Source organism: Nonomuraea sp. NPDC004354 (genome assembly GCF_053602555.1).
The window spans coordinates 93,333-113,540 of record NZ_JBSGDV010000010.1 but is presented as its reverse complement, the minus strand read 5'-3'; the positions used below and the strand labels follow the sequence as shown (position 1 = coordinate 113,540).

The 20,208-nt window shown below is 71.6% G+C and carries 23 protein-coding genes and 1 tRNA gene; 11 read left to right on the top strand and 13 right to left on the bottom strand.

What is annotated here, in order from left to right:
* Positions 1–30: 30 nt before the first annotated feature.
* On the bottom strand, positions 31–567 hold the full coding sequence (locus ACWENQ_RS26235) for a CGNR zinc finger domain-containing protein (protein WP_452416626.1): 537 nt from the start codon (positions 565–567) through the stop codon (positions 31–33).
* A gap of 102 nt (positions 568–669) precedes the next feature.
* On the opposite strand from ACWENQ_RS26235, the gene ACWENQ_RS26230 reads away from it, so the two are divergent.
* Positions 670–1,428 (top strand): class I SAM-dependent methyltransferase, encoded by a 759-nt coding sequence (locus tag ACWENQ_RS26230; RefSeq protein WP_449926208.1) that lies wholly within the window; start codon positions 670–672, stop codon positions 1,426–1,428.
* A 215-nt stretch (positions 1,429–1,643) separates the two neighbouring features.
* On the top strand, positions 1,644–3,194 hold the full coding sequence (gene hutH, locus ACWENQ_RS26225; RefSeq protein WP_452416624.1) for a histidine ammonia-lyase: 1,551 nt from the start codon (positions 1,644–1,646) through the stop codon (positions 3,192–3,194).
* Between the two features lie 94 nt (positions 3,195–3,288).
* Here the strand turns inward: hutH and ACWENQ_RS26220 are convergent, their stop codons facing one another.
* Positions 3,289–4,446 (bottom strand): Rid family hydrolase, encoded by a 1,158-nt coding sequence (locus tag ACWENQ_RS26220; protein ID WP_452416623.1) that lies wholly within the window; start codon positions 4,444–4,446, stop codon positions 3,289–3,291.
* Between the two features lie 57 nt (positions 4,447–4,503).
* Here ACWENQ_RS26220 and ACWENQ_RS26215 point away from each other — a divergent pair, with 57 nt between their 5' ends.
* The 3 genes from ACWENQ_RS26215 to ACWENQ_RS26205 are packed head-to-tail and all read left to right on the top strand — an operon-like array spanning position 4,504 to position 7,209.
* Positions 4,504–5,373 carry a LysR family transcriptional regulator gene (locus ACWENQ_RS26215; protein WP_449926216.1) on the top strand — a complete coding sequence of 290 codons (870 nt, stop codon included), beginning with the start codon at positions 4,504–4,506 and terminating at the stop codon, positions 5,371–5,373.
* Between the two features lie 4 nt (positions 5,374–5,377).
* Entirely contained in the window at positions 5,378–6,379 is a 1,002-nt protein-coding gene (locus ACWENQ_RS26210; protein WP_449926219.1) for a chorismate-binding protein, read from the top strand.
* Positions 6,376–7,209, top strand: a complete 834-nt coding sequence (locus ACWENQ_RS26205; RefSeq protein ID WP_452416621.1) for an aminotransferase class IV — start codon at positions 6,376–6,378, stop codon at positions 7,207–7,209. Before ACWENQ_RS26210 ends, ACWENQ_RS26205 begins: the two co-directional genes overlap by 4 nt.
* A gap of 90 nt (positions 7,210–7,299) precedes the next feature.
* Here the strand turns inward: ACWENQ_RS26205 and ACWENQ_RS26200 are convergent, their stop codons facing one another.
* Positions 7,300–8,715 (bottom strand): LVIVD repeat-containing protein, encoded by a 1,416-nt coding sequence (locus tag ACWENQ_RS26200; RefSeq protein WP_452416620.1) that lies wholly within the window; start codon positions 8,713–8,715, stop codon positions 7,300–7,302.
* A 155-nt stretch (positions 8,716–8,870) separates the two neighbouring features.
* Between ACWENQ_RS26200 and ACWENQ_RS26195 the strand changes: the two genes are divergently transcribed.
* Entirely contained in the window at positions 8,871–9,401 is a 531-nt protein-coding gene (locus tag ACWENQ_RS26195) for a DUF305 domain-containing protein (protein ID WP_449926228.1), read from the top strand.
* Positions 9,402–9,505: 104 nt separating this feature from the next.
* Here ACWENQ_RS26195 and ACWENQ_RS26190 read toward each other — a convergent pair whose 3' ends face one another.
* A complete protein-coding gene (locus ACWENQ_RS26190) occupies positions 9,506–9,922 on the bottom strand; it encodes an SsgA family sporulation/cell division regulator (protein ID WP_354912278.1) in 417 nt (138 codons plus the stop codon).
* A gap of 416 nt (positions 9,923–10,338) precedes the next feature.
* Here ACWENQ_RS26190 and ACWENQ_RS26185 point away from each other — a divergent pair.
* Positions 10,339–10,413, top strand: a tRNA-Val gene (locus ACWENQ_RS26185).
* A gap of 65 nt (positions 10,414–10,478) precedes the next feature.
* Here the strand turns inward: ACWENQ_RS26185 and ACWENQ_RS26180 are convergent.
* The 3 genes from ACWENQ_RS26180 to ACWENQ_RS26170 all read right to left on the bottom strand — a co-directional run bounded on the left by ACWENQ_RS26180 (position 10,479) and on the right by ACWENQ_RS26170 (position 13,458).
* Entirely contained in the window at positions 10,479–10,778 is a 300-nt protein-coding gene (locus ACWENQ_RS26180) for a hypothetical protein (RefSeq protein WP_452416619.1), read from the bottom strand.
* A 168-nt stretch (positions 10,779–10,946) separates the two neighbouring features.
* Positions 10,947–11,957, bottom strand: coding sequence for an FkbO/Hyg5 family chorismatase (locus tag ACWENQ_RS26175; protein WP_452416617.1), 1,011 nt, complete (start codon positions 11,955–11,957; stop codon positions 10,947–10,949).
* 19 nt (positions 11,958–11,976) lie between these two features.
* The gene (locus ACWENQ_RS26170) at positions 11,977–13,458 is read right to left on the bottom strand and encodes a class I adenylate-forming enzyme family protein (RefSeq protein ID WP_452416616.1); all 1,482 of its coding nucleotides are present in this window, start codon (positions 13,456–13,458) and stop codon (positions 11,977–11,979) included.
* 319 nt (positions 13,459–13,777) lie between these two features.
* On the opposite strand from ACWENQ_RS26170, the gene ACWENQ_RS26165 reads away from it, so the two are divergent.
* A complete protein-coding gene (locus tag ACWENQ_RS26165) occupies positions 13,778–14,164 on the top strand; it encodes a RidA family protein (RefSeq protein ID WP_449926240.1) in 387 nt (128 codons plus the stop codon).
* Between the two features lie 214 nt (positions 14,165–14,378).
* Here the strand turns inward: ACWENQ_RS26165 and ACWENQ_RS26160 are convergent, their stop codons facing one another.
* The 4 genes from ACWENQ_RS26160 to ACWENQ_RS26145 all read right to left on the bottom strand — a co-directional run bounded on the left by ACWENQ_RS26160 (position 14,379) and on the right by ACWENQ_RS26145 (position 16,238).
* Entirely contained in the window at positions 14,379–14,774 is a 396-nt protein-coding gene (locus ACWENQ_RS26160) for a hypothetical protein (protein WP_452416614.1), read from the bottom strand.
* 264 nt (positions 14,775–15,038) lie between these two features.
* Complete coding sequence (locus ACWENQ_RS26155) at positions 15,039–15,194, bottom strand: hypothetical protein (RefSeq protein ID WP_354912260.1); 156 nt, start codon at positions 15,192–15,194, stop codon at positions 15,039–15,041.
* Between the two features lie 117 nt (positions 15,195–15,311).
* Positions 15,312–15,542, bottom strand: a complete 231-nt coding sequence (locus tag ACWENQ_RS26150) for a hypothetical protein (protein ID WP_449926246.1) — start codon at positions 15,540–15,542, stop codon at positions 15,312–15,314.
* Between the two features lie 9 nt (positions 15,543–15,551).
* Positions 15,552–16,238, bottom strand: coding sequence for an HAD family hydrolase (locus tag ACWENQ_RS26145; RefSeq protein WP_452416612.1), 687 nt, complete (start codon positions 16,236–16,238; stop codon positions 15,552–15,554).
* Between the two features lie 52 nt (positions 16,239–16,290).
* Here ACWENQ_RS26145 and ACWENQ_RS26140 point away from each other — a divergent pair, with 52 nt between their 5' ends.
* Complete coding sequence (locus ACWENQ_RS26140) at positions 16,291–16,458, top strand: hypothetical protein (RefSeq protein ID WP_452416610.1); 168 nt, start codon at positions 16,291–16,293, stop codon at positions 16,456–16,458.
* Between the two features lie 151 nt (positions 16,459–16,609).
* Here ACWENQ_RS26140 and ACWENQ_RS26135 read toward each other — a convergent pair whose 3' ends face one another.
* Together ACWENQ_RS26135 and ACWENQ_RS26130 are read right to left on the bottom strand one after the other, a co-directional pair.
* Positions 16,610–17,785, bottom strand: coding sequence for a cytochrome P450 (locus ACWENQ_RS26135; RefSeq protein ID WP_449926255.1), 1,176 nt, complete (start codon positions 17,783–17,785; stop codon positions 16,610–16,612).
* A 59-nt stretch (positions 17,786–17,844) separates the two neighbouring features.
* A complete protein-coding gene (locus ACWENQ_RS26130) occupies positions 17,845–18,003 on the bottom strand; it encodes a hypothetical protein (protein ID WP_449926258.1) in 159 nt (52 codons plus the stop codon).
* Positions 18,004–18,162: 159 nt separating this feature from the next.
* Between ACWENQ_RS26130 and ACWENQ_RS26125 the strand changes: the two genes are divergently transcribed.
* Together ACWENQ_RS26125 and ACWENQ_RS26120 are read left to right on the top strand one after the other, a co-directional pair.
* Entirely contained in the window at positions 18,163–19,398 is a 1,236-nt protein-coding gene (locus tag ACWENQ_RS26125) for a hypothetical protein (protein ID WP_354912244.1), read from the top strand.
* Complete coding sequence (locus tag ACWENQ_RS26120) at positions 19,395–20,099, top strand: DUF2786 domain-containing protein (protein ID WP_452416608.1); 705 nt, start codon at positions 19,395–19,397, stop codon at positions 20,097–20,099. Before ACWENQ_RS26125 ends, ACWENQ_RS26120 begins: the two co-directional genes overlap by 4 nt.
* Positions 20,100–20,208 lie beyond the last annotated feature (109 nt).

Here is a 20,208-nt window from a genome sequence, read left to right as displayed (position 1 = left end):
CGTCGCGGGCCCCGTCCGACGCGGTGGCGGTCAGGTCTTGGCGCGGGCGCGGAACGCGGCGGTCTTCACCCGGTTCTGGCAGGCCGTGGAGCAGAAGCGGCGGGTGCCGTTGCGGGAGACGTCCACGTAGACCCGGTCGCAGTGCGGCGCCGTGCAGACGCCGAGCCGGTCGTGGAACTCGCTGCCCAGCACGATCGCCAGCGACGTCGCGCAGCTGGCCGCCCAGTCGCCCGCCATCGTGCCGCCGGGGCCGTGGAAGTGCAGGTGCCAGGGTTCCCCGTCGTGCCGGTCGAGGCGAGGCCGCGCGTTGGTCTCCTCGAGCAACCGGTTGATCTGCCCGGCCGCCGCGTCGATGTCGCCCGAGGAGACGGCCTCGAAGACGGCGCGCAGCCGCCGCGCGACGGCGGCCAGCTCCGTCGCCTCCGTCGGGCTCGCCTCCTGGTGGCGCGGGTAGCCGGCGCGCAGCCCGTCGGTTGCCGCCGGCGCCAGGTCGGCGGGGAGGGCGTAGGGACGGCCCCGCCGCTCGCCCGGGGTCAGGGAGTTGATCAGTCCTACGGCGACCCGCACGACGCCATCATTGTGACTGTTGAATTCCACTTGACCAGTTACTCCCTCGCGCTCTACGTTGTGACTGCCGAAATTGTAAACGACGGTCACAAGGAGATCTTCGTGCTCACCAACGCTGCCGCCAAGGAGTGGATCGCACGCTGGGACCGCCAGCAGGAGGGCTACCTGCCCGACCGTGAGGAGCGTTTCACCGCGTTGATCGACGCTGTGGAGGCTCTGGGTCGCCCCGACCCGCTCGTGATCGACCTCGGATGTGGCCCCGGCTCGCTGTCGGCCAGGCTGGTCGAGCGCCTGCCCGAGGCCACCGTGATCTCCGTCGACGCCGACCCGCTGCTGCTCGGGCTCGGTCGCGCCGCCTATCCGCACCTCCGTTTCCTCTCGCTCGACCTGCGCACTCCCGGATGGACCCGGCAGCTCGGCCTTGACCGGCAGGCGGACGCGGCGGTGAGCACCACCGCGCTGCACTGGATCGCCGGTCCCGACCTGGCCACCCTGTACGGCGAGCTGGCGGCGGTCCTGCGGCCCGGCGGGCTGCTGCTCAACGGCGACCACCTCGACTCCGACGACGCCACGCCGTCCCTCGCCAGGCTGGAGCGTGCCGTACACGAGAGGGAGACCGAGCGCTACTTCGGCGGCGACCTGCCCGAGGGCTGGAAGCAGTGGTGGGAGGCGGTGGCGGCCGACCCCGACCTGGCGGCGCTCAACACCGCCCGCACCACGGCGGGCAGCAGCCACAGCGGCGCGGAGTCCAACCTGCTCTCCACGCACGTCGACGCCCTTCGCGGCGCCGGCTTCGCCGAGATCGGCACGCTGTGGCAGCGCGGCAACAACCGCTTGCTGTGCGCGGTGGCGGGTGCCTAGGCCGGCCCCGTGGGTGTCGGTCGAGGCGTGGCCGCGCAAGCCGTCGCTTGTGCGGCCCGTCCCGCACCGCTCTCCGCGCTCCACGCCGACCAGGCCGAGCCCGACGGCCCCCCGTGGTGATTCCTCCCATGCCGGGGCAGGAGAGACGGTGCGGTCGGTTGCCCTGTAAGGAGCTAACATCACATACGCCGGTTACCTGAGCGAGAGAGTGCAACATGCGCGACAACGAAGTCGTGAACGTCGGTCCTGAGCCGCTGACCTTCGACGACGTCATCCGAGTGGCCCGCCACGGCGCCCCCGTCCACCTCACGGACGACGCGATCGCCGCCATCTCCGCCGCCCGCCAGCGGGTGGACGAACTGGCCGAGAGCCCGACCCCCGCCTACGGCGTCTCCACCGGGTTCGGCGCGCTGGCCACCAGGCACATCGACCCCTCGCTGCGCGCCCAGCTGCAGCGTTCGCTGGTGCGCTCCCATGCGGCCGGCAGCGGGCCCGAGGTCGAGACCGAGGTGGTGCGCGCGCTGATGCTGCTGCGCCTGCACACCCTCGCCACGGGTCACACCGGCATCCGCCCGACGACCGCCAAGACCATGGCGGCTCTCCTCAACGCGCACATCACCCCGGTCGTCCACGAGTACGGCAGCCTGGGTTGCTCGGGAGACCTCGCCCCCCTCGCCCATGTCGCCCTCACCTTGATGGGCGAAGGCGTCGTGAGGGACAAGTCCGGAAAGGTCGGGCCGAGTGCCGAGGCGCTCAAGCAGGCAGGCATCGAGCCCGTCGAGCTGGCCGCCAAGGAGGGCCTGGCTCTCATCAACGGCACCGACGGCATGCTCGGCATGCTCATCCTCGCCATCCACGACCTCACCAGGCTGCTCAAGACCGCCGACATCAGCGCCGCCATGAGCGTGGAGGCGCTGCTCGGCACCGACCGCGTGTTCGCGCCCGAGCTGCAGGCGCTGCGCCCGCAGCCGGGCCAGGCGCTGGCGGCGGCGAACATGGTCCGCGTCCTGAAGGACTCCGGGATCATGGAGAGCCACCGCGACCCCAACGCCTGCACCCGCGTCCAGGACGCCTACTCCCTGCGCTGCGCCCCGCAGGTGGCCGGCGCCGCCCGTGACACCGTCGCCCACGCCGCCAACGTCGCCACCTGGGAGCTGGCCTCGGCCGTCGACAACCCCGCCGTCCTGGCCGACGGCCGGGTGGAGTCCAACGGCAACTTCCACGGCGCGCCCGTCGCCTACGTCCTCGACTTCCTGGCCATCGTCGCCGCCGACGTCGCCTCCATGTCCGAGCGCAGGACCGACCGGTTCCTCGACGTGGCCCGCAACCACGGCCTGCCCGCTTTCCTGGCCGACGACCCGGGCGTCGACTCCGGCCACATGATCGCTCAGTACACCCAGGCGGCCATCGTGTCGGAGATGAAGCGCCTGGCCGCTCCCGCGAGCGTCGACTCGATCCCGAGCTCGGCCATGCAGGAGGACCACGTCTCCATGGGCTGGTCGGCGGCGCGCAAGCTGCGCCGTTCGGTCGACGGGCTGACGCGGGTGCTGGCCGTGGAGGTGCTCACCGCCGCGCGGGCCATCGACCTGCGCGCTCCGCTCCAGCCCGCCCCCGCCACCGGGGTCGTGGTCGGGGCGCTGCGCGACAGCGTGCCGGGGCCCGGCACCGACAGGTTCCTGGCGCCCGAGATCGAGTCCGTCGTCCGCCTGGTCGCCGACGGCACGGTCGTGTCCGCCGTCGAGTCCGTCACCGGCCCGCTGGCCTAGCCGCTCGCCCCGAGATGGGCCGCCGCCCACCGGCGGCCCATCTCGCACGGCCCGCCTCGCGCGGCGCGGACGGCGGCCCGCCGCCTTCGTGCCTCTACGGCAGGGCGACGATCAGGTCGATCTCCAGCAGCAGCCCCGGCATGAACAGCTTGGACACCTCCACGGTCGTGCTCGCCGGCGGCGTTCCCGTGATGTACTTCCGGCGCACCTGCCCGTAGGCGAACCTCTGCTCCATGTCCGTCAGGTAGGTCCTGATGAACGCGATGTCCTCGAACCCGGCCCCCTGGTCGGCGAGGATCTTGCCGATGTTCTGGAAGACGGCCTCGGCCTGCGCCGCCATGTCGCCCTCGCCGACCACCTGGCCGCGCTCGTCGAAGGCGGCCTGGCCGGAGACGTAGAGCATGCCGCCCACGCGGACCGCGTGCGAGTAGAACCCGTTGGTGGCCGGCACGCTGCCCGGGGTGACGGGCACCGCGCGCGACGGCGCAGCGACTCCGGCCGCGACGTGCGTGGCGATCGCGGTCACGTCCCGCTCGCCGTGGCCGGCGGCCTCCGCCGCCTCCAGCCGGGCCTGCGCCGCGCGTGCCATCGTCGTTCCCTCCCACGCCCCCAGCCGCACGTCCTTGGCCGCCAGCCCCAGCGCGTACCTGGTCTCCTGCGCCGGAGCCGCGACCCGCGCCGCCAGCGCGCCCAGCGGCGTGCCCGACAGCACCTGGGCCAGCGCCTCACGGGAGACCCCGTGCGCCTCGCCGTACGCGAAGGTCTCCGCCAGCAGGACCTGCGCCGGCACCAGCGCGCCCATCACGGCCACCTTCATCGCCGCGCCCGCGCCGAGCGGGCCGAGTTCGAGCACGGTCCCGAACTCCGCCAGCACCGTCCTGCAGGCCGACACGTCACCGCCGGCCAGCACCGTCAGCGTGCCGTCCGCGGCGGGGCCGACGCTGCCCAGGACGGGCGCGTCCACGAGCGCCACCGACGGGGGCAGCAGGTCGCGCAGCCGCCGCACCGCATCGGGGCCGATCGTGGACATCTCCACCACCGTCGTCCCCGGCCGCAGCCCTTCGAGGGCGCCGGTCAGCACCTCCTCGACGGCGGGGCCGTCGCGCAGCATGGTGATGACCAGGTCGGCGCCCTCCACTGCCGCCGTCACCGGGCCGAGCCCGCGCTTCCACACCGTCACCTGGTGCCCGGCCGCCTGCAGCCGCCGGGCCATGGGGACGCCCATGCGTCCCTGTCCGAGAAAGGCAATCACGTCCGCATTCAATAGTGATACGAGCCATTCCACCACCGACTAGGCTGCATGCCAGCCATGCTTGAAACGAATGACTTGCGGCTGTTCACCGAGGTCGCCCGCGAGGGCTCCTTCACCGGCGCGGCCGAGTTGCTCGGCTACACCCAGTCGGCGGTCTCGCGCCGCATCGCCGCGCTGGAGCGCGCGGCGGGCGGCCCGCTGTTCGTCCGCCTGGCCAGGGGCGTCCGGCTCACCCCGGCGGGCGTCGCGCTGCAGCGGCACGCCGTGGCCGTCCTCGACCGTCTGGAACGGGCCGGGGAGGAACTGGCCGCGATCCACCGGGGCGAGGGCGGCACGCTGCGCGTCGGCGCCTTCGCCACCGCGAACGTGTGGCTGGTCCCGCAGGCGCTCAAGACCTTCGGCGAGCGCTTCCCCGGCGTCGAGGTGCGCCTGACCGAGGGGCTGACCGGGCTGCTGCTCGACCAGCTCAACGGCGGCGCCCTCGACGTGGCCGTGGTCAGCGACTACCCGGCCGGCCTGCCCGCGGCCGCCGAGACCGTGCTGCTGCTGGAGGAGCGGCTGCTCGTGGCGCTGCCCGCGCATCACCGGCTGGCCGATCGTGAGGTGGTCGACCTGCGCGACCTGGCCGAGGAGACCTGGATCGAGGCGGCGCCGCCGGGCCGGCCGACGATCCTGACCGCGGCCTGCGCCCGGGCGGGTTTCACGCCGCGGGGCGGGCTGCGGGTGGCCGAATGGACGGGCAAGTTCGGCTACGTCGCGGCGGGCCTCGGCGTCACGCTGGTGCCGGAGCTGGCGGCGCGGGCCGTACCCGACGATCTGGTGGTGCGGCCGATCTCCGAGGAGGGGCCGCGCAGGAAGGTTTACGCGGCGCTGCCGGACGTGCCGCTGCCGTCCGCGCTGGCGCTCGTCGGAATACTGGGACAATAGGGGCGTGCAAGACAGTTTCGCCCATGTCGGCGGCCTCCTGGCGACCAGGCTCAGGGACCTCACCACCGACCTGGCCGCGCTCGACAGCGCGGGCTGGTGGGCGGTCGTGGTCGACTACGAGGGCAAGGTCACCTGCGCTGGCTTCGACGACGTACGGCCGGCCCCGCTGCCCGCCGCCGGAGCATGGCGCGGCCCCGCGCCCGAGGAATGGCGCAGCTCGCTCGACCAGGCCGCCTACGAACGCGGTGTGCAGCGCATCCGCGACTACATCGAGCAGGGCGAGGTCTACCAGGCCAACCTGTGCCGCGTCCTGTCCGCGCCGCTCGACCCCGCGGCCGACCCCCTCGCGCTCGCCGCCCGCCTCCAGGAGGGCAACCCCGCGCCCTACGCCGCCGTGGTCAGCGTGCCGGGGCTGAGCGTGGTGTCGGCCTCGCCCGAGCTGTACCTCTCCCGCGCCGGCTCCACCATCGAGTCCAGGCCCATCAAGGGCACCGGCGTCACCGCCGCCGACCTGCTCGACAAGGACTACGCCGAGAACGTCATGATCGTCGACCTGGTCCGCAACGACCTCGGCAGGGTGGCCGAGGTCGGCTCGGTGAGCGTGCCGGCGCTGTGCGCGGTCGAGGAGCACCCCGGACTGGTCCACCTGGTGTCGACCGTGCGCGCCACGCTGGCCGAGGGCGCCGGATGGGCCGAGCTGTTCGCCGCCACCTTCCCGCCCGGCTCGGTCACCGGAGCGCCGAAATCTTCGGCCCTGCGCATCATCAATGAGCTCGAAACCGAGCCTCGCGGGCCGTACTGTGGGGCGGTGGGCTGGGTCGACGCCGACCGGCGCACGGCCGCGCTGGCCGTCGGCATCCGCACGTTCTGGATCACCGAAGGGGAGATCCGCTTCGGCACGGGGGCAGGCATCACCTGGGGGAGCGACCCCCGCGGGGAATGGCGCGAGACCGAGCTCAAGGCGTCGAGGCTCATCCAACTGGCGTCCTCAGGAGGAAATCGATGAACGTTCCCGTCTGGGTCAACGGGGAACTACTGGATCCGGCGCAGGCCACCGTCTCGGTGTTCGACCACGGGCTGATGGTGGGCGACGGCGTGTTCGAGACCGTCAAGTGCGTCAACGGGGAGTCGTTCGCGCTCACCAGGCACCTCGACCGGCTGAAGCTGTCGGCCCAGCGCATGGACCTGCCCGAGCCGGACCTCGAGGCGATCGCCGACGGCGTACGGCGCTGCCTGGCCGAGGCGCCCGCCTGGCCGCTCGGCCGCATCCGCATCACCTACACCAGCGGGCCTGGCCCCCTCGGCTCCGACCGCGGCGACCAGGGCACGACCGCGATCGTCATCGTGGGCGAGCAGGCCGCCTTCCCGCTCACCGCCGACGTGACCGTGGTCCCGTGGCCGCGCAACGAGCGCGGCGCCCTGGCCGGGGTGAAGTCGACCTCCTACGGCGACAACGCCAAGGCGCTGGCCTACGCCAAGGCCCGCGGCGGCGGCGAGGCCATCTTCGGCAACCTGGTCGGCAACCTGTGCGAGGGCACCGGATCCAACATCTTCCTCGTCCAGGACGGCCGCCTCATCACTCCCACGCTCGCCTCCGGCTGCCTGGCGGGTGTCACCCGCGCGCTGACCCTGGAGTGGTGCGGCGGGGAGGAGGCCGACGTGCCGCTCTCGGCGCTCTACGAGGCGGAGGAGGCGTTCCTGACCTCGACGACGCGCGACATCCAGCCGATCAGGCTGGTCGACGGCACCGTCCTGCCGTCCGCGCCGGGCCCGGTCACGGCCAAGGCCCAGGAGGTCTTCGCGGTCCGCTCGGCGGCCGACACCGACCCGCGCTGACCTCTCGGGCTCCGGTCCCCGCCATGTCACCCGGCGGTCGCGTGACTGTACGCGGCGGGGGCCCGGCTCGCCCCCGCCGCCGGCCAGGACTCAGTAGGTCTTCTGGGTCTGCACGTTGAAGTCGGCCATCTTCACCGACTTGGCGGGATCGGTCAGCGGGTCGTCGATCGCGATGACGTCCAGGCCGCGCAGTATGTCGCTGGAGTAGATGTAGCCGTTGTAGTAGTACGCCGACCACGATCCCGCGATCATCTGCGAGTGCTCGGCCGGCCGGTCGAAGAAACCGATCTCCTTCGGCGCGTTCGAGTCGGTGAAGTCCCAGATGGACACCCCGCCCTGGTACCAGCCCTGGACCATGATGTCCTTGCCCTTGACCGGGATCAGCGACCCGTTGTGCGCGACGCAGTTCTCCTTGGGGGCCTGCTCGCGCGGCATCTTGAAGTAGCCGCGCCGCTCCAGCTTGCCGTTCACGATGTCGTAGATCGCGTTCGCGCCCTTGGTCCTGGGCGTCCTGGAGTCGCAGGTCGCCATCCCGCCGCCGCCGAGCTCGTCGCCGAAGACCACCTTCGTGGCGTCGTTGTTGAAGGTCGCCGAGTGCCAGATCTGGAAGTTCTCCTTGTCCTTGATCTGCTGCAGCACCTTCGGCTTCACCCGGTCGGTGATGTCGAGGAGCACCCCGTCGCCGAAGCAGGCGGCGGCGGCCAGGTTCTTCTCAGGATAGGCGGTGATGTCGTGGCAGCCCGCCATGAACGAGTCGCTGCCCTGCCCCTCGGGGAAGATGTTGGGCGAGGCGACCACCTTGGCCTGCTTCGGGTCCTTCACCGGCACCTCGACGATCTGGATCAGCTCGTGCGGCGCGGGGCAGGTCTTGGAGCTGGGCTCGGGCCCCGGCGAGGAGACGTAGATGTAGAGGGTGTCGGGGTCCTTGCCGGGCACCATGGTGTGCGTGTGCGAGCCGCAGTCGGTCGCCACCGAGCTCACGTACTTGGGCGCCGTCTTGTCGGTGATGTCGAAGATCCGGATGCCCTCCCACGGCGTGCCGCCGTCCGAGGAGCCCAGGCCGGCCGGCTTCGAGGCGCACGTCGGGTCGGAGCGGACCTCGTCCACCGACAGGAACAGCAGGTTCCCGTGGACGGACACGTCGTTCTGCTGCGACTCGCAGGCGACCTTGCTGACCGTCTTCGGCTTGGTGGGGTCGCTGATGTCGTAGATCGTGAAGCCGCCGAAGTTGCCGACGAAGGCGTAGTCGCCCTGGAAGGCCAGGTCGGAGTTCCAGTTCGTGCTGCCGTTGAGCGGGGCCTCGCGCGGCACGTTGGCGACCAGCCTGACGTTGGCGCTCGTCGTCACCTCGTCGCCGCCGGAGCCCTGGGTGGAGGCCGCCGGGGCGGAGGCCGGAGCCGACGACGAGGAGGCGGCGCGTGGGGGTTGCACGGGCGGTGGCGCCGACGCGCACGCCGACACCACCAGCATCATCGTCACCACAGCACCCAGCCTGGTCACCTTCACACGCGCCCCCTTCGGAATCGTGGCCCAGTATGGAAGCTATGCCAGCCAGGTTCCGAACGTGCGGACTTATCGTCACGGTATTGGTGACATCGGCGCTGACGGGTTGCGCCGCGGCGGAGCACGACGGGCCCTCGGCGGTCGGTTCAGGCGCTCCGGTGATCGTGCCTGACACGCCGGGCGGGGCCGGCCGTACGGCCGCGCCGGGAGAGTTGCTCCCCTCCCGCGACTGGTCGGCCGTGGCGGCGGACGTGCGGTTCGCCGAAGGCATGATCCCGCACCACCGGCAGGCGCTCGAGATGGCCGACCTGGCCGGGTCGCGCACGACGACCACGGGTGTGCTCGGCATGGCGCGGCAGATCGCGCTCACCCAGCAGCCGGAGATCGACGTCATGCGCGACTGGCTGCGCGCGCTCGGCAGGGCCGTACCCGATCACGGCTCGCACGCCGCCGGCGCCTACGGGATGGCGTCGCTGGAGGAGATGAACAGGCTGCGAGCCGCGCGCGGCCCGGCCTTCGACCGGCTGTTCCTCGAGCTGATGATCAGGCATCACGAGGGCGCGATGCGGATGGCAGGCGAGGAGCTGTCCGGCGGCCAGGACCAGCGCATGCGGCTGATGGCCAAGGACGTCTACTCGGGCCAGGGCATCGAGGTGGCACGGATGAAGGAGGCCCTCGCCAGGCTCTGAGACGCGAAACGGCCCGCACCAGGAACGGTGCGGGCCGAGCGCCGCGGGAGGCGCGCCGACGGGTCGTCCGACGACGAGGTGGCCGGCGGGGGAGGAGGGACAGGTCAGGACGGCCAGAGCATGTTGGTCAGCTCGGAGTCCAGGTCCATGAAATCGGTCTCCCTGCCCGCGGGTACGAGCTCGTACGTGCGGTGCAGGAACTCGGTCAGGGGTGCCAGGGGGACTTCGAAGAGCGCCTGTCCGAACGGCGACGTCAGGCTGATGTGAAGCGTGCGCTCGCCGTCGGCGCGTGCGGGCCACACCTGCACGTCGCCGTCGCCGACACGTCTCACGATGCCTACAGTCAGCAGTTCACGGGCGAAGATCCACTCGACCGGTTCGTCGTTCCCTACGTGGAAGGCCATGCGGATGGCGTACGGGTCGTCGGCTGTATAGCTCAGCCCGGCGAGCAGGGGGACGGTGGTACGGTCGGGGACCACAAGCCGAAGGCCAAGCTCGGCGGAGACGGTGGTGCTGTTCATCGTCAGCCAAACCTTTTCGTCGTACGGTCCCCTCTTCGGGGCTTTCACTGCTCTGACGGACTTCGTCCTGAGCTATGACGCCGAACGAAGAAACCTGTAGGAAAGATTCCGCCTCCAGGCCCTTCTGTAACGCAACTCACAGCTGGACATTTGGGCATCTACCTGGCTAAACATCATTAACTTGGATGATGTTTGCGAGGGTTTTGCGGTTGCCGGCGTCGATCCGGCGCGCCCCGCGCGACCTTTCGGGCGATCGGGGCCTTCCGGAACAGCTCGATGGTATGCCACAGAGCCACCATGCTGATGGGCAACCGCCGCGTTTGGCCCGAATCCCCTGCCGATCGGCGCCGCTTCGCGCGTGGTCGGGAAGTGCGGTATGGTTTTCCACGTCGGCGCCGCGAGGGGCCGGACAGGGCGGGCGATTAGCTCAGCGGGAGAGCGCTTCGTTCACACCGAAGAGGTCACTGGTTCGATCCCAGTATCGCCCACCAGCTCAAAGGCCGCTTCCCAGACAGGGAGGCGGCCTTTTTGATCTTCTGAGTGACCAGCTGAGTGACTATGCCTCAGAGGGGAAGATCCGGTCCATCGCCTGCGCTCCCTCCAGCATCACCGGTCTGAGCTGCTTGCGGTAGACGGTCTCCGTGACGGTCGTGTTGAAGTGGCCGACCAGGCGGGAGATGCTCTCCAGCGGCACCCCCTCGTCGGAGAGCAGCCGCTGAGCCGATGGGCTCCGGCGCCCGGCGTCCGGTGGCTTCCCCTGACCGGCGCCGAGCCCTACGAGCTGGCCGTCGTGTGGACGCCGCGGGCACCGGAACCCCCCCGTGGCCAGACTGGTCGCCGAGATCAGAAAGATCATCGCCTGAGCGACGGCGACGCCGCGCTGTCGTGCGCGGTGCGGTGGCGCAGATCCACCAGGTCGAGCAGACCCGGGCCGAGACCGGCGCCCTGACCGGACGACCGCGCGACCCCGGACAAGCGGGCCGAGCACTGGCGGGTCACCCGTAGCCCGGGCGCCGGAGGCGTGTCAGGGGCGCGGGGCGATGCCTTCGATCTCCACCAGCAGGTCCGACCGGCAGATGTCGACGGTGAAGTAGGCGATCTCCGCCCTGTCGGAGAAGGCCTGCTCGCACTTGGCGGCGACGAGCGGGACGTCCTCCTCGTGACGGACGTAGACCTTGACGAAGCGGAGGTCCTTCAGGGTCCGGCCGTCATCGATCCCGTGGGCCAGCAGGTTCTCCCGGCCGATGACCGTCGCGATGTTGCCGAGGGTCACGTCGCACTGCTTCTCGACGTCGCCCGCGTGAACCGTCCGGTGGCCGAGGATGCCGGCCGTACCGGCGACGAAGAGGTCACCGGCGCCCCCGAGGCCGCTCGGAGTGAAGCAGGTGGCGCGGGCGAACTTCGGCGGGCGAGGACCGTACCGGTGCGGATAGGACGGGGCGGGCACCTGCAGCGGGTTTTCGATGTTGCGCGCCCGCCCGCTCCGCGACGCCAACAGGTACCAGCTGATGCCGCCGCCCAGCGCGCCGACCCCGGTCGCGGCCGGCATGTCGTCGGCTCGCCCGAGAAGGCGATCCACCGCCTCTGCCCGGCCGAGGCAGAAGTCCCGGTAGACCTCCAGGCCGTCCGGGTTGGCGCGGTTGATGTCGGTGATGAACTGCCAGATCCGCATGACGGCGGGGTAGTCGAGTTTGGCGAGCAGATCGAAGGCCGTCCGGTAGGCGTCGCGGACCGGCTCCCGGTACGACCTGGTGGCCGGGACCTGGCCGGCGCAGAAGAGGTACTCGCCGTCGTGGGCGTAGACCAGGTCCTGGTACATGCCTGACGTGACGGGAGCATCCGTCTCCCACACCTCGGTGACGCGGCTGTTCCCGTCCTTGGCCAGGTGGACACCCATGTCGGCCACGCCTGCGCGGATCGCGGGAGCACGGTGGTGGTCCATGAACGCGATCCGGCCGAGGACGTGACGTCCGGAGGGCGCCGGTTCGCCGGAAGGGAGTAATCGGCAGTGGAGTCCGTTCGGGTGTGTCGTCATGTGTGCCGCCTCCCGCCGGTCAGCGTGCCGCCTGAGCCCGTAGTCGCCGCCGGCTGAGCTTGCCCGTGGAGGTTCGCGGCAGCTCGGTCACGAAGACGATCTCCGATGGGACCTTGTACCAGGACAGCCGCTCCTTGGCCGAGTCGGACAAGTCGCTGCGTATCGCGGCGTGATCGCTCTCGTCGCCCTTGGCGATGACGTAGGCCAGCAGCCTCGACGTGCCGTCCTCGGCCCGTGTCGAGCAGACCGCCGCCTCGATCACCAGCGGATGCTGCGCCAGGACGTCCTCGATCTCCGCGGGGTGCACGTTCTGCCCGCCGACGATCTCGATGTCGTCGGCTCTGCCGTGGATCCGGATGTAGCCGTCGTCGTCCATGGTCGCCGTGTCACCCGTGGGCCACCACGTGCCCTCGCCGTGCCGGGGCACGTCCGACGGGGAGCCGATGCCGGGAGCGATGGTGGGCCCGGCGACCTCCAGGTTGCCTTCCGCCCCGGCGGGCACGGGTTCGCCCGCGTCGTCGACCAGCCGTACCCGGAACGGGGGCAGGCAGCGGCCGACCGTGCCTTCCCTGGCCTCCGCGAGGCTGTTCGCGGCGAACACCTGCCCCACCTCCGTGGTGCCGAGGACATTGAGCAGCCGTCCCCCCAGCACCTCCCGCAGGCCGGCCGCCAGGCCCGGGGCGAGCACCTCGCCGGCGGTGACGGCCAGCCGGAGGCCGGCCAGTGGCGACAGGTCCGGCTCGGCGAGCAGCCTGGCGTAGAAGCTCGGCTGGGCGTAGAACACGGTGACGCCGAGGTCGCGCATCGCGGCGAGCGCGGCGGCGGGCGCAGGCCGTTCCGCCGCGAGTACGGCGGCGCTCCCGCTGAGCAGCGGGTAGAGGAGCGTGTTTCCGAGCCCGTACGAGAAGTACATGCGGGACACGGACAGGCTCACGTCGTCGGGCCGCAGGTCCAGGACCCGGCCGAACGCGGAGGCGAAGACGTGGGGGTCGCCGTGCGTGTGGAAGCACAGACGGGGGCGTCCGGTGGTCGTTCCCGAGGTGAGGAGGGCGATGCCGGGGGTGTCCGGGCCGCATGCGGCCGCGGCGGGCGCCGGAACCTGTCCGGGCTCGGCCGGGATCAGGGCCGGTGTGACCGTGGCGCCGTCGAAGACGTCGGCGATGCGCGGGTCGGCGATGGTGAGCTTCGGCCGCGCGAGCTCGGCCGTCTGCCGCAGCTCGTCGGGGTGGAGGTCGGCGTTGACCAGCGCGACGATCGCGCCGATACGGAGCGTGCCGAGAATGGTCCAGATCAGGTCGATGCCGTCGGGCAGCGACGCCAGCACCCGGTCTCCCCTGCGGACGCCGGAGGCGGACAGGAACCCGGCCACCCGCTCGGCCCCGGCGAAGACGTCGGCGTACCGGTGGACGGTGCTTGCGGTGAGATATGCCGGGCGGTCGAGCCATCCCTGATCATGAGCGGTTCGCGCGAGATGTTCGGTGAGATTGCGGTCGTCCGTCATCAGACATCTCCTGTGATCGTCAGAACACGTTCGCTGTCCCACCCCTGTTTGTGATCTTCGCGAGCTTTCTACATCGCCTGACTCGGCAGCGTCAAGGGTGTGGAGTCGACGGTAACGGGACGGCGACGGCACGTGCCGGCCGGGGACGCCCCGGGTGGGACGATCGGTGCCGGGCAGGACGAATATGGCGAGCCCCCGTCAGGGTGGGACGAGTGCCGGGCAGGGCGAAAATGGCGAGCCCCCGTCAGGGTGGGACGAGTGCCGGGCAGGGCGAAAACGGCGAGCCCCCGCCAGGACGCGTCGGATACATTGCGGCGCTATGGACATCACCCCGCGCAACCCGACCGAAGGCGTCTACCCCGCCACCGCCGACTACGTGCACGCCATCGAGGTCAGCGGGGCCCAACGGCTGCTGTTCGTCGCGGGCACGATGGGCCTTGACCCTCAGGGCGTCCCCGGCGCCACCCTGGAGGACCAGCTGGAGCTCATCTGGTCCAACATCCGCGCCATCCTCGCCTCCGCCGGGATGACCGTCGACAACATCGTGCGGCTCACCAGCTACCTGCGCGACCCCTCCTATGCCGAGGCCAACGCCAAGGCGAGGGTAGCGGCGCTCGGCGGCCGTCCCGTGCCGACGACCGCGATCGTGGCGCAGACCCTCGTCACCGAGTGGCTGGTCGAGATCGAGATCATCGCCGCCGCCTGAGCGGGGGGAGCGGGTACCGCGGCCTGAGCGGAGGAGCGGGAAGCAGCCGGTACGGCAGGCCGGGGTAAGGGGAAGCGACGGGTACGGCAGGCCCGGGTACGGCAGGCCAGCCCCGGATACGGCAGGCTCGGGTACGGCAGGCCCGGGAAGGGCAGGGCCCGGGAAGGGCCAGCCCCGGGTACGGCAGGCCGGAAGTGGGGGAGTCGGTGGGCCCTCAGCGGTCGAACCAGGCCCTTCCCGACGGCGGGCCCAGCAGGAGGCCGACCACCACGACGGGCACGACCAGCTGCGGGTTGACAAGCGTGAACACCTCGACGCCGGACTCCGCGAGCGTCTTGGCCAGCCCCGCGGCGAAGACCGCGGCCTCCAGCGCCACGACCGCGAGAAGGACACGCCGCCTGCGGGAGGAGACCCGGTCGGCCAGGATCCAGCCGCAGACCCCGGCCGCGAGCGCCGCGGACACCAGCGTCCAGGCGATCCACGGCGCGTCGGACGTCCCCACGAGCAGCCCACCCATGAACACCGCGCCTACGGCGGCCAGCGCCGACTGGATCGTCAGAAGCAGGCAGGCGATGTCCACGGGTCTCGGCATCCGCTGTTTCCGGTCCACGGGCAGATCATCCGCGCCGCGGCCGCGTGAGGGCAACATCCCCGCGACCGTCCTGTGACGGCGGAGAGCAAGAGGCCCTCGCGGATGGGGCCGGCAGGATCCATCGGCGCCCTCGGTCGCGAGCCCACCCATCCGAGCCGCAGGCGCGCGCCCACCCCCAGCGCGCCCCACCCCAGCCGTAAGCGCACGCGAGGGGGCGCTGATCGAGGGGGCGGTGCGACTCTGCCGGCGGGCGTCGAACCGCAGGAGAAGGCCGCCTGACCCCTACTGCCCGCCCGCGGCGGCCCGCCTCTCGGCCATCGCCTCGCGGCGCTCCTGCGCCCTGGCCGCCTTTTCGTGCTTGAGCAGGGCGCGGACGCCGAGCAGGAAGGCGGTGGCCACGATCGCGGGCGGCGCGAGGGCCGAGAAGACCTCGAACATACAGATCACCGTTTGGGGTCGGCGGACAAGGGTTCATCCAGGATATGACGCCTGCCCGTCGGTGCCTCCCCCCGCCCGGTCCGTAACGCGGCTTCCGGACGGCCGGAGCCGCCGCCGCTAGCGCGCGGCGTCCGGCTCGCCCGCCGTGAGCTCGCCGAAGAGCTCCAGGGCGGCCCGCCGGACGTCGACGGGATCGAGGCCGTCGAGCACGTTCCTGGCGTGCTCGGCGTCCCTGGTGGTCGCCAGCGTGATGGCGACGGAGTGGGCGGCGGTACGGCTGAGCGACCCGGCGGGCGCGCGGTCGGCGAGCTCCTGGGCGCGCGCGGCGAGGTCGAGGTTGTCCGTCATAACCGCACGTTATAGAGGAACACGGCCGGTGACGTCCAGCTCCGCGAGATCCGTGATGACCACGTGGGCGCCAAGTTCCTTGAAGGCCAGCCCGGCCCGGTCGATCGCCACGACCTGCCCGAAACCGGCGCGGGCCGCCGCCTCGATCCCCGGCAGCGTGTCGCCGACCACGGCGGCCCGCTCCGGCGGGACGTCCAGCAGCCTGGCGGCCTCCTCGAAGGAGGCGGGGCCCGGCTGGTCGTGCCGGCCGTCGATGACGACGTCGAATAGGTGCATGAGCCCCGCCGCGGTGATCACCTTGCGGCAGTGCGCGCTCGCCGAGACGCCGGCCGTACGGCAGCCGCGGTGGCGCAGCTCGTGCAGCAGGCCGACGGCCGACGGGAAGGCCGCCACGCCGTACCGCTCGATCTGTTCGACGAAGATCCGGTCCTTGGCGCTCCCGAGCGCGGCCACCTCCTCCTCGCCGGGCCTGATCCCGCGCGAGGCGAGGAAGGTGCGGACCCCGTCGAGACGGGTGCGCCCGTCGACGTGACAGAGGTAGTCCTCGCGCACGTCGAACGGCGTAGACGAGAGGGCGCGCAGGTAGGGGTCGAAGACGCTCTTCCACGCCGCGGCGTGCACCCGGGCCGTGTCGGTGACCACCCCGTCGGTGTCGAACACCACGGCCCTGATACCGCTCAGATCGATCGCTGCCACATCTGTGACGCTACGCCTTGACACGCTCCCAGGGGAGAGCCATCTCTGGTAGGTGCGCGTGCTGCTGATCACGGTCGTGGTGATGACGCTCGGCGTGCTCGCCGCTGCCGTCTCGCTCCTGATCCTCTTCCGGCCACCCGACTTCCGGCCACCCGACTTCCGGCCACCCGACTTCCGGCCACCCGACTTCCGGCCTCCCGGAGGAGGAGCCGGCCGGTGAGCCGCCCGGAGGAGGAACCGACCCATGAGTCGCCGGGACGAGGAGCGGGCTCGTGAGCCGCCAGGACGAGGAGCCCGCGGAGGAGCCCCTGACGAGGAACCGGCCGGTGCGGTCGGGCGCGGCGACCACACCGGCCGGAGACCGGCCGCGCTCAGAAGGCGACGGGCAGCCGCTTCAGCCCGTAGACGATGGCCATCTCCCTGAAGGGCACCTCGTCGTACGGCACCGCGAGCCGCAGCTCAGGGAAGCGACGCAGCAGTGCCGGGTAGGCGATGCGCATCTCCATCTGCGCCAGCGGGGCGCCGATGCAGCGGTGGATGCCGTGCCCGAAGGCCAGGTGGGAGGGCGCCTCCCGCATCGGCTTGACGGTGTCGATGTCGGCGCCGAGCGCCGGGTCGCGGTTGGCCGCGGCCAGCGAGCACAGCACCATCTCGCCCTTGGCGATCGGCTGCCCGGCCAGCTCCAGGTCCTCGCGGGCGAAGCGGGGGAAGGCGACCTGGACCACGCTCATGTACCGCAGCAGTTCCTCCACCACCCTGGTGACGTGCTCGCCGCCCTCGCGCACCCTGGCCAGCTCGTCGGGGTTCTGCAGCAGCCACAGCGTGCCCAGCGCGAGCATGCTGGTGCTGGTGTCGTGCCCGCCGGTCAGCAGGCCGTCGGCGAACCCCGCCAGCTCCTTGTCGGAGATCTCGTCGCCGTGGTCGCGCACCAGCTGCCCGAGCAGCCCGTCGCCGGGGTTCTTGCGCTCCCTCTTGGCCAGCTCGGTGAGGAAGGCCATCGACTCGTTGACCGCCGCGAGCGAGGCCTCCGGGCCCGCGGAGAAGTCGAACCGGTCCGTGCTCAGGCGCAGGAAGTCGGACCGCTCCTCGTACGGCACGCCGAGCAGCTCGCACACCACCAGCGACGGGATCGGCAGCGCGAACTCCTCCACCAGGTCCACGGGCGAGCCCTTGCGCTCCATGGTGTCGAGGCAGCCGGTCACGATCTCCTCGATCCGCGGCTCCAGGCGGCGCAGGCGGCGCATCGTGAACTCGGGGGTCAGGTAGCGGCGCAGCCTGGTGTGCTCGGGCGGGTCGCGGAAGCCGAGACCGCCGGGATCCTCCTGGGTGGCCCCCATGCCGATCACGTTGCCGAAGTCGTTGCTGAACTTTCCCGCGTCGCCCAGGACGGCTTTCACGTCCTCGTAGCGGGTGACCAGCCACACGGTCTGCCCGCCGGGGATCCGCATGGGGTAGGCGGCTTGCTCCGTGCGGATGCGGGCCAGCTCGGCGACCGGATCGAAACCTTCGCGCATGAACTGCACGAGCGGGAACTCATTATCAGACACGTGTGACAGCGTAGGGGGGCAGGTCGTCGGTTATGTGATCCCCTGGTAGGAATTGCGGCTCATCCCGGGGGCGGAAGATCGGTCGGCCGCTCGTAACCCTCGTCCCCGCCGTACACCTCCTGGTCCGGGTCCTGCTCCGGCTGGTTGGCCGGGTCGCTGGGCGAGGGGCTGTGCTCGTCGGCGAAGTCCGGCTCGTCTTCTGGTGCGAGGTTCGACATGCCCGCTTCCTACCCCCGGGCGAGGGCGGAAGTCCCGATGTGGTGGCGAAACCGCCGGCCGCACACCCCCAACACCTCGGTTTCGCATACAAGAAGCCGACATTCTGCGATGATCTCGTCGATATACAGTCGGACATCGAGACTGACGGAAAGTGACTGATGCCTCTCATCGAGCAAGCCGCCACTTTCGCGTCGGAGCACCCGGTCAGCGCGGCGCTGGTCTGCCTGCTGGCCCTGATCGCCCTGGCGCTCGCCTTCCTGGCCCTTCGCGTCGTCCTCCGGGTGGGGGCGCGCTTCTACCTTCAGGTGATAGCTCCCCGCCCGATCGAGGACATCCTCACCGTCGTCGCCGCCTCCATCGCCACGGGCGTGTCCGCCCAGGGCATGTGGCGCTTCTCCGGCGACGTGCTCGGCCTCGACGGGCCGCTCAGGCTGCTGCTGTTCGCCTTCATCGAGGTGGCGATCGTCACCTCGGCCGTGCGCGCCCGGCGCAACATGAGGGAGAACTTCTCGGCGGGCATCGACGGCATCGCCGTGTGGGCGCTGACCTGCCTGACCGCGGTGCTGTCCAGCATGGACGCGCGCAGCCTGGCCGAGGCGGTCTTCCGCCTGGCCGCGCCGCTGGTGGCCGCGTGGCTGTGGGAGCGCGGCATGGCCATCGAACGGCACCGCATCCGCGGCACCGGCCGCATCAACTGGCGCTTCACGCCGGAGCGGGTGCTGGTGCGCATGGGGCTGGCCGAGGTGTCCGACCGTACGGCCAGCGAGGTCGACGCCCACCGCAGGCTCACCCGCGTCGCGCTGGCCGCCAAGAAGGCCCGCAGCCTGCGCGAGCAGGGCGCCTCCGAGCGCAAGCTGCGCGTGGCGATGGCCCGCCTCGACCGGGCGATGGACCAGGCGGTCGAGCACACCGGGCTGGCTGTCGACCCGGCCCGCCAGGAGGCGCTGCTGCAGCAGATCGCCGCCCTCTACAACACCGCCAAGCTCATCGACGCCGACCCCCGCGTGCCGTGGGCCGCCGAGACCGACCACCAGCCGGTGCCCGCCAGGCCCGCGCTGCCCCCGGCGCTGGCCCGCCTGGTCGAGGACGAGGACGAGGACGTCGCGGTCCTCGACACCACCCCGCAGGTCATGGACACCGCCCAGCGCGCCGCCCTGATGCGGGCCGCCCGCGAGTACTGGGACCGGCAGATCGCCAAGCGGATCGTGCCGCGCACGGTCGACATCGCCCAGGAGATCGGCATCTCGCTGGCGACCGCCAGGGAGTACCGGGCGCTGTGGAAGCTCGAACCGCAGGCGCACGCGCTGATCGAGGCCCTCTACCACGAGCACGGCATCGTGGACACCGGCACCTTCCCCGTCATCGCGCAGGAGGACCGTATCCTCGCCGGGTGAGCGATCCCGCGATGAGCCGCACCCTCGACCGGGTGCGGAAGCTGCTGGCCAAGGCCGAGGGCACCGACAACGAGCACGAGCGCGAGACGTTCATGGCCGCGGCGACGGCGTTGATGGCCAAGTACGGCATCGAGCGGGCGGCGCCGTCGGCGCCCTCGTCGGCCCGCGGCGTGCCCGCCGGCCGGGTCGTCACGCTCGGCGATCCGTGGGCGCGGGAGAAGGCCAGGCTGGTGTACCTGGTGTCGGAGGCGGTGCGCTGCCGTCCGGTGCTGATCGGCAAGGGGGACGGCGGGCAGCGGGTGCACGTGTTCGGGTTCGCGTCGGACCTGGAGCGGGCCGACCTGCTGGCCACCTCGTTGCTGCTGCAGATGGCCTCGGGGCTGGCCAGGGTGCCGGTGCCGGCCGACCGGGTGCGGGCCTACCGGCGCTCGTGGATGCTGGGGTTCACCGACGAGGTGTACCGGCTGCTGGTGGCGGCCGAGTCGCGGGCGGCCGCGTCCGGCGCGCCGGGCACCGAGCTGGTGCTGGCCGATCGAAGGGCCGAGGTGGAGCGGGCGGTGGCGGAGGTGTACCCGCGCATCAGGCGCAGCGTGCCGCGGATGAGCGGCACCGGCTACCGCGACGGGGTGGCCGCGGGGCGCCGCGCCGACCTGGCCCGCACTGCCGTACGGCCGGAGCCGGCGGTCCCGCTGGACCGGTGACCGGTGACCGGTGATGGGAGTCGGCGCGACGCGGTGGACCGGTGACCGGTGACCGGAGCCGGCGTGAGGCGCCGGGCGGGTGGGCCGTCCGGCGCGCCGACGCGGCCGG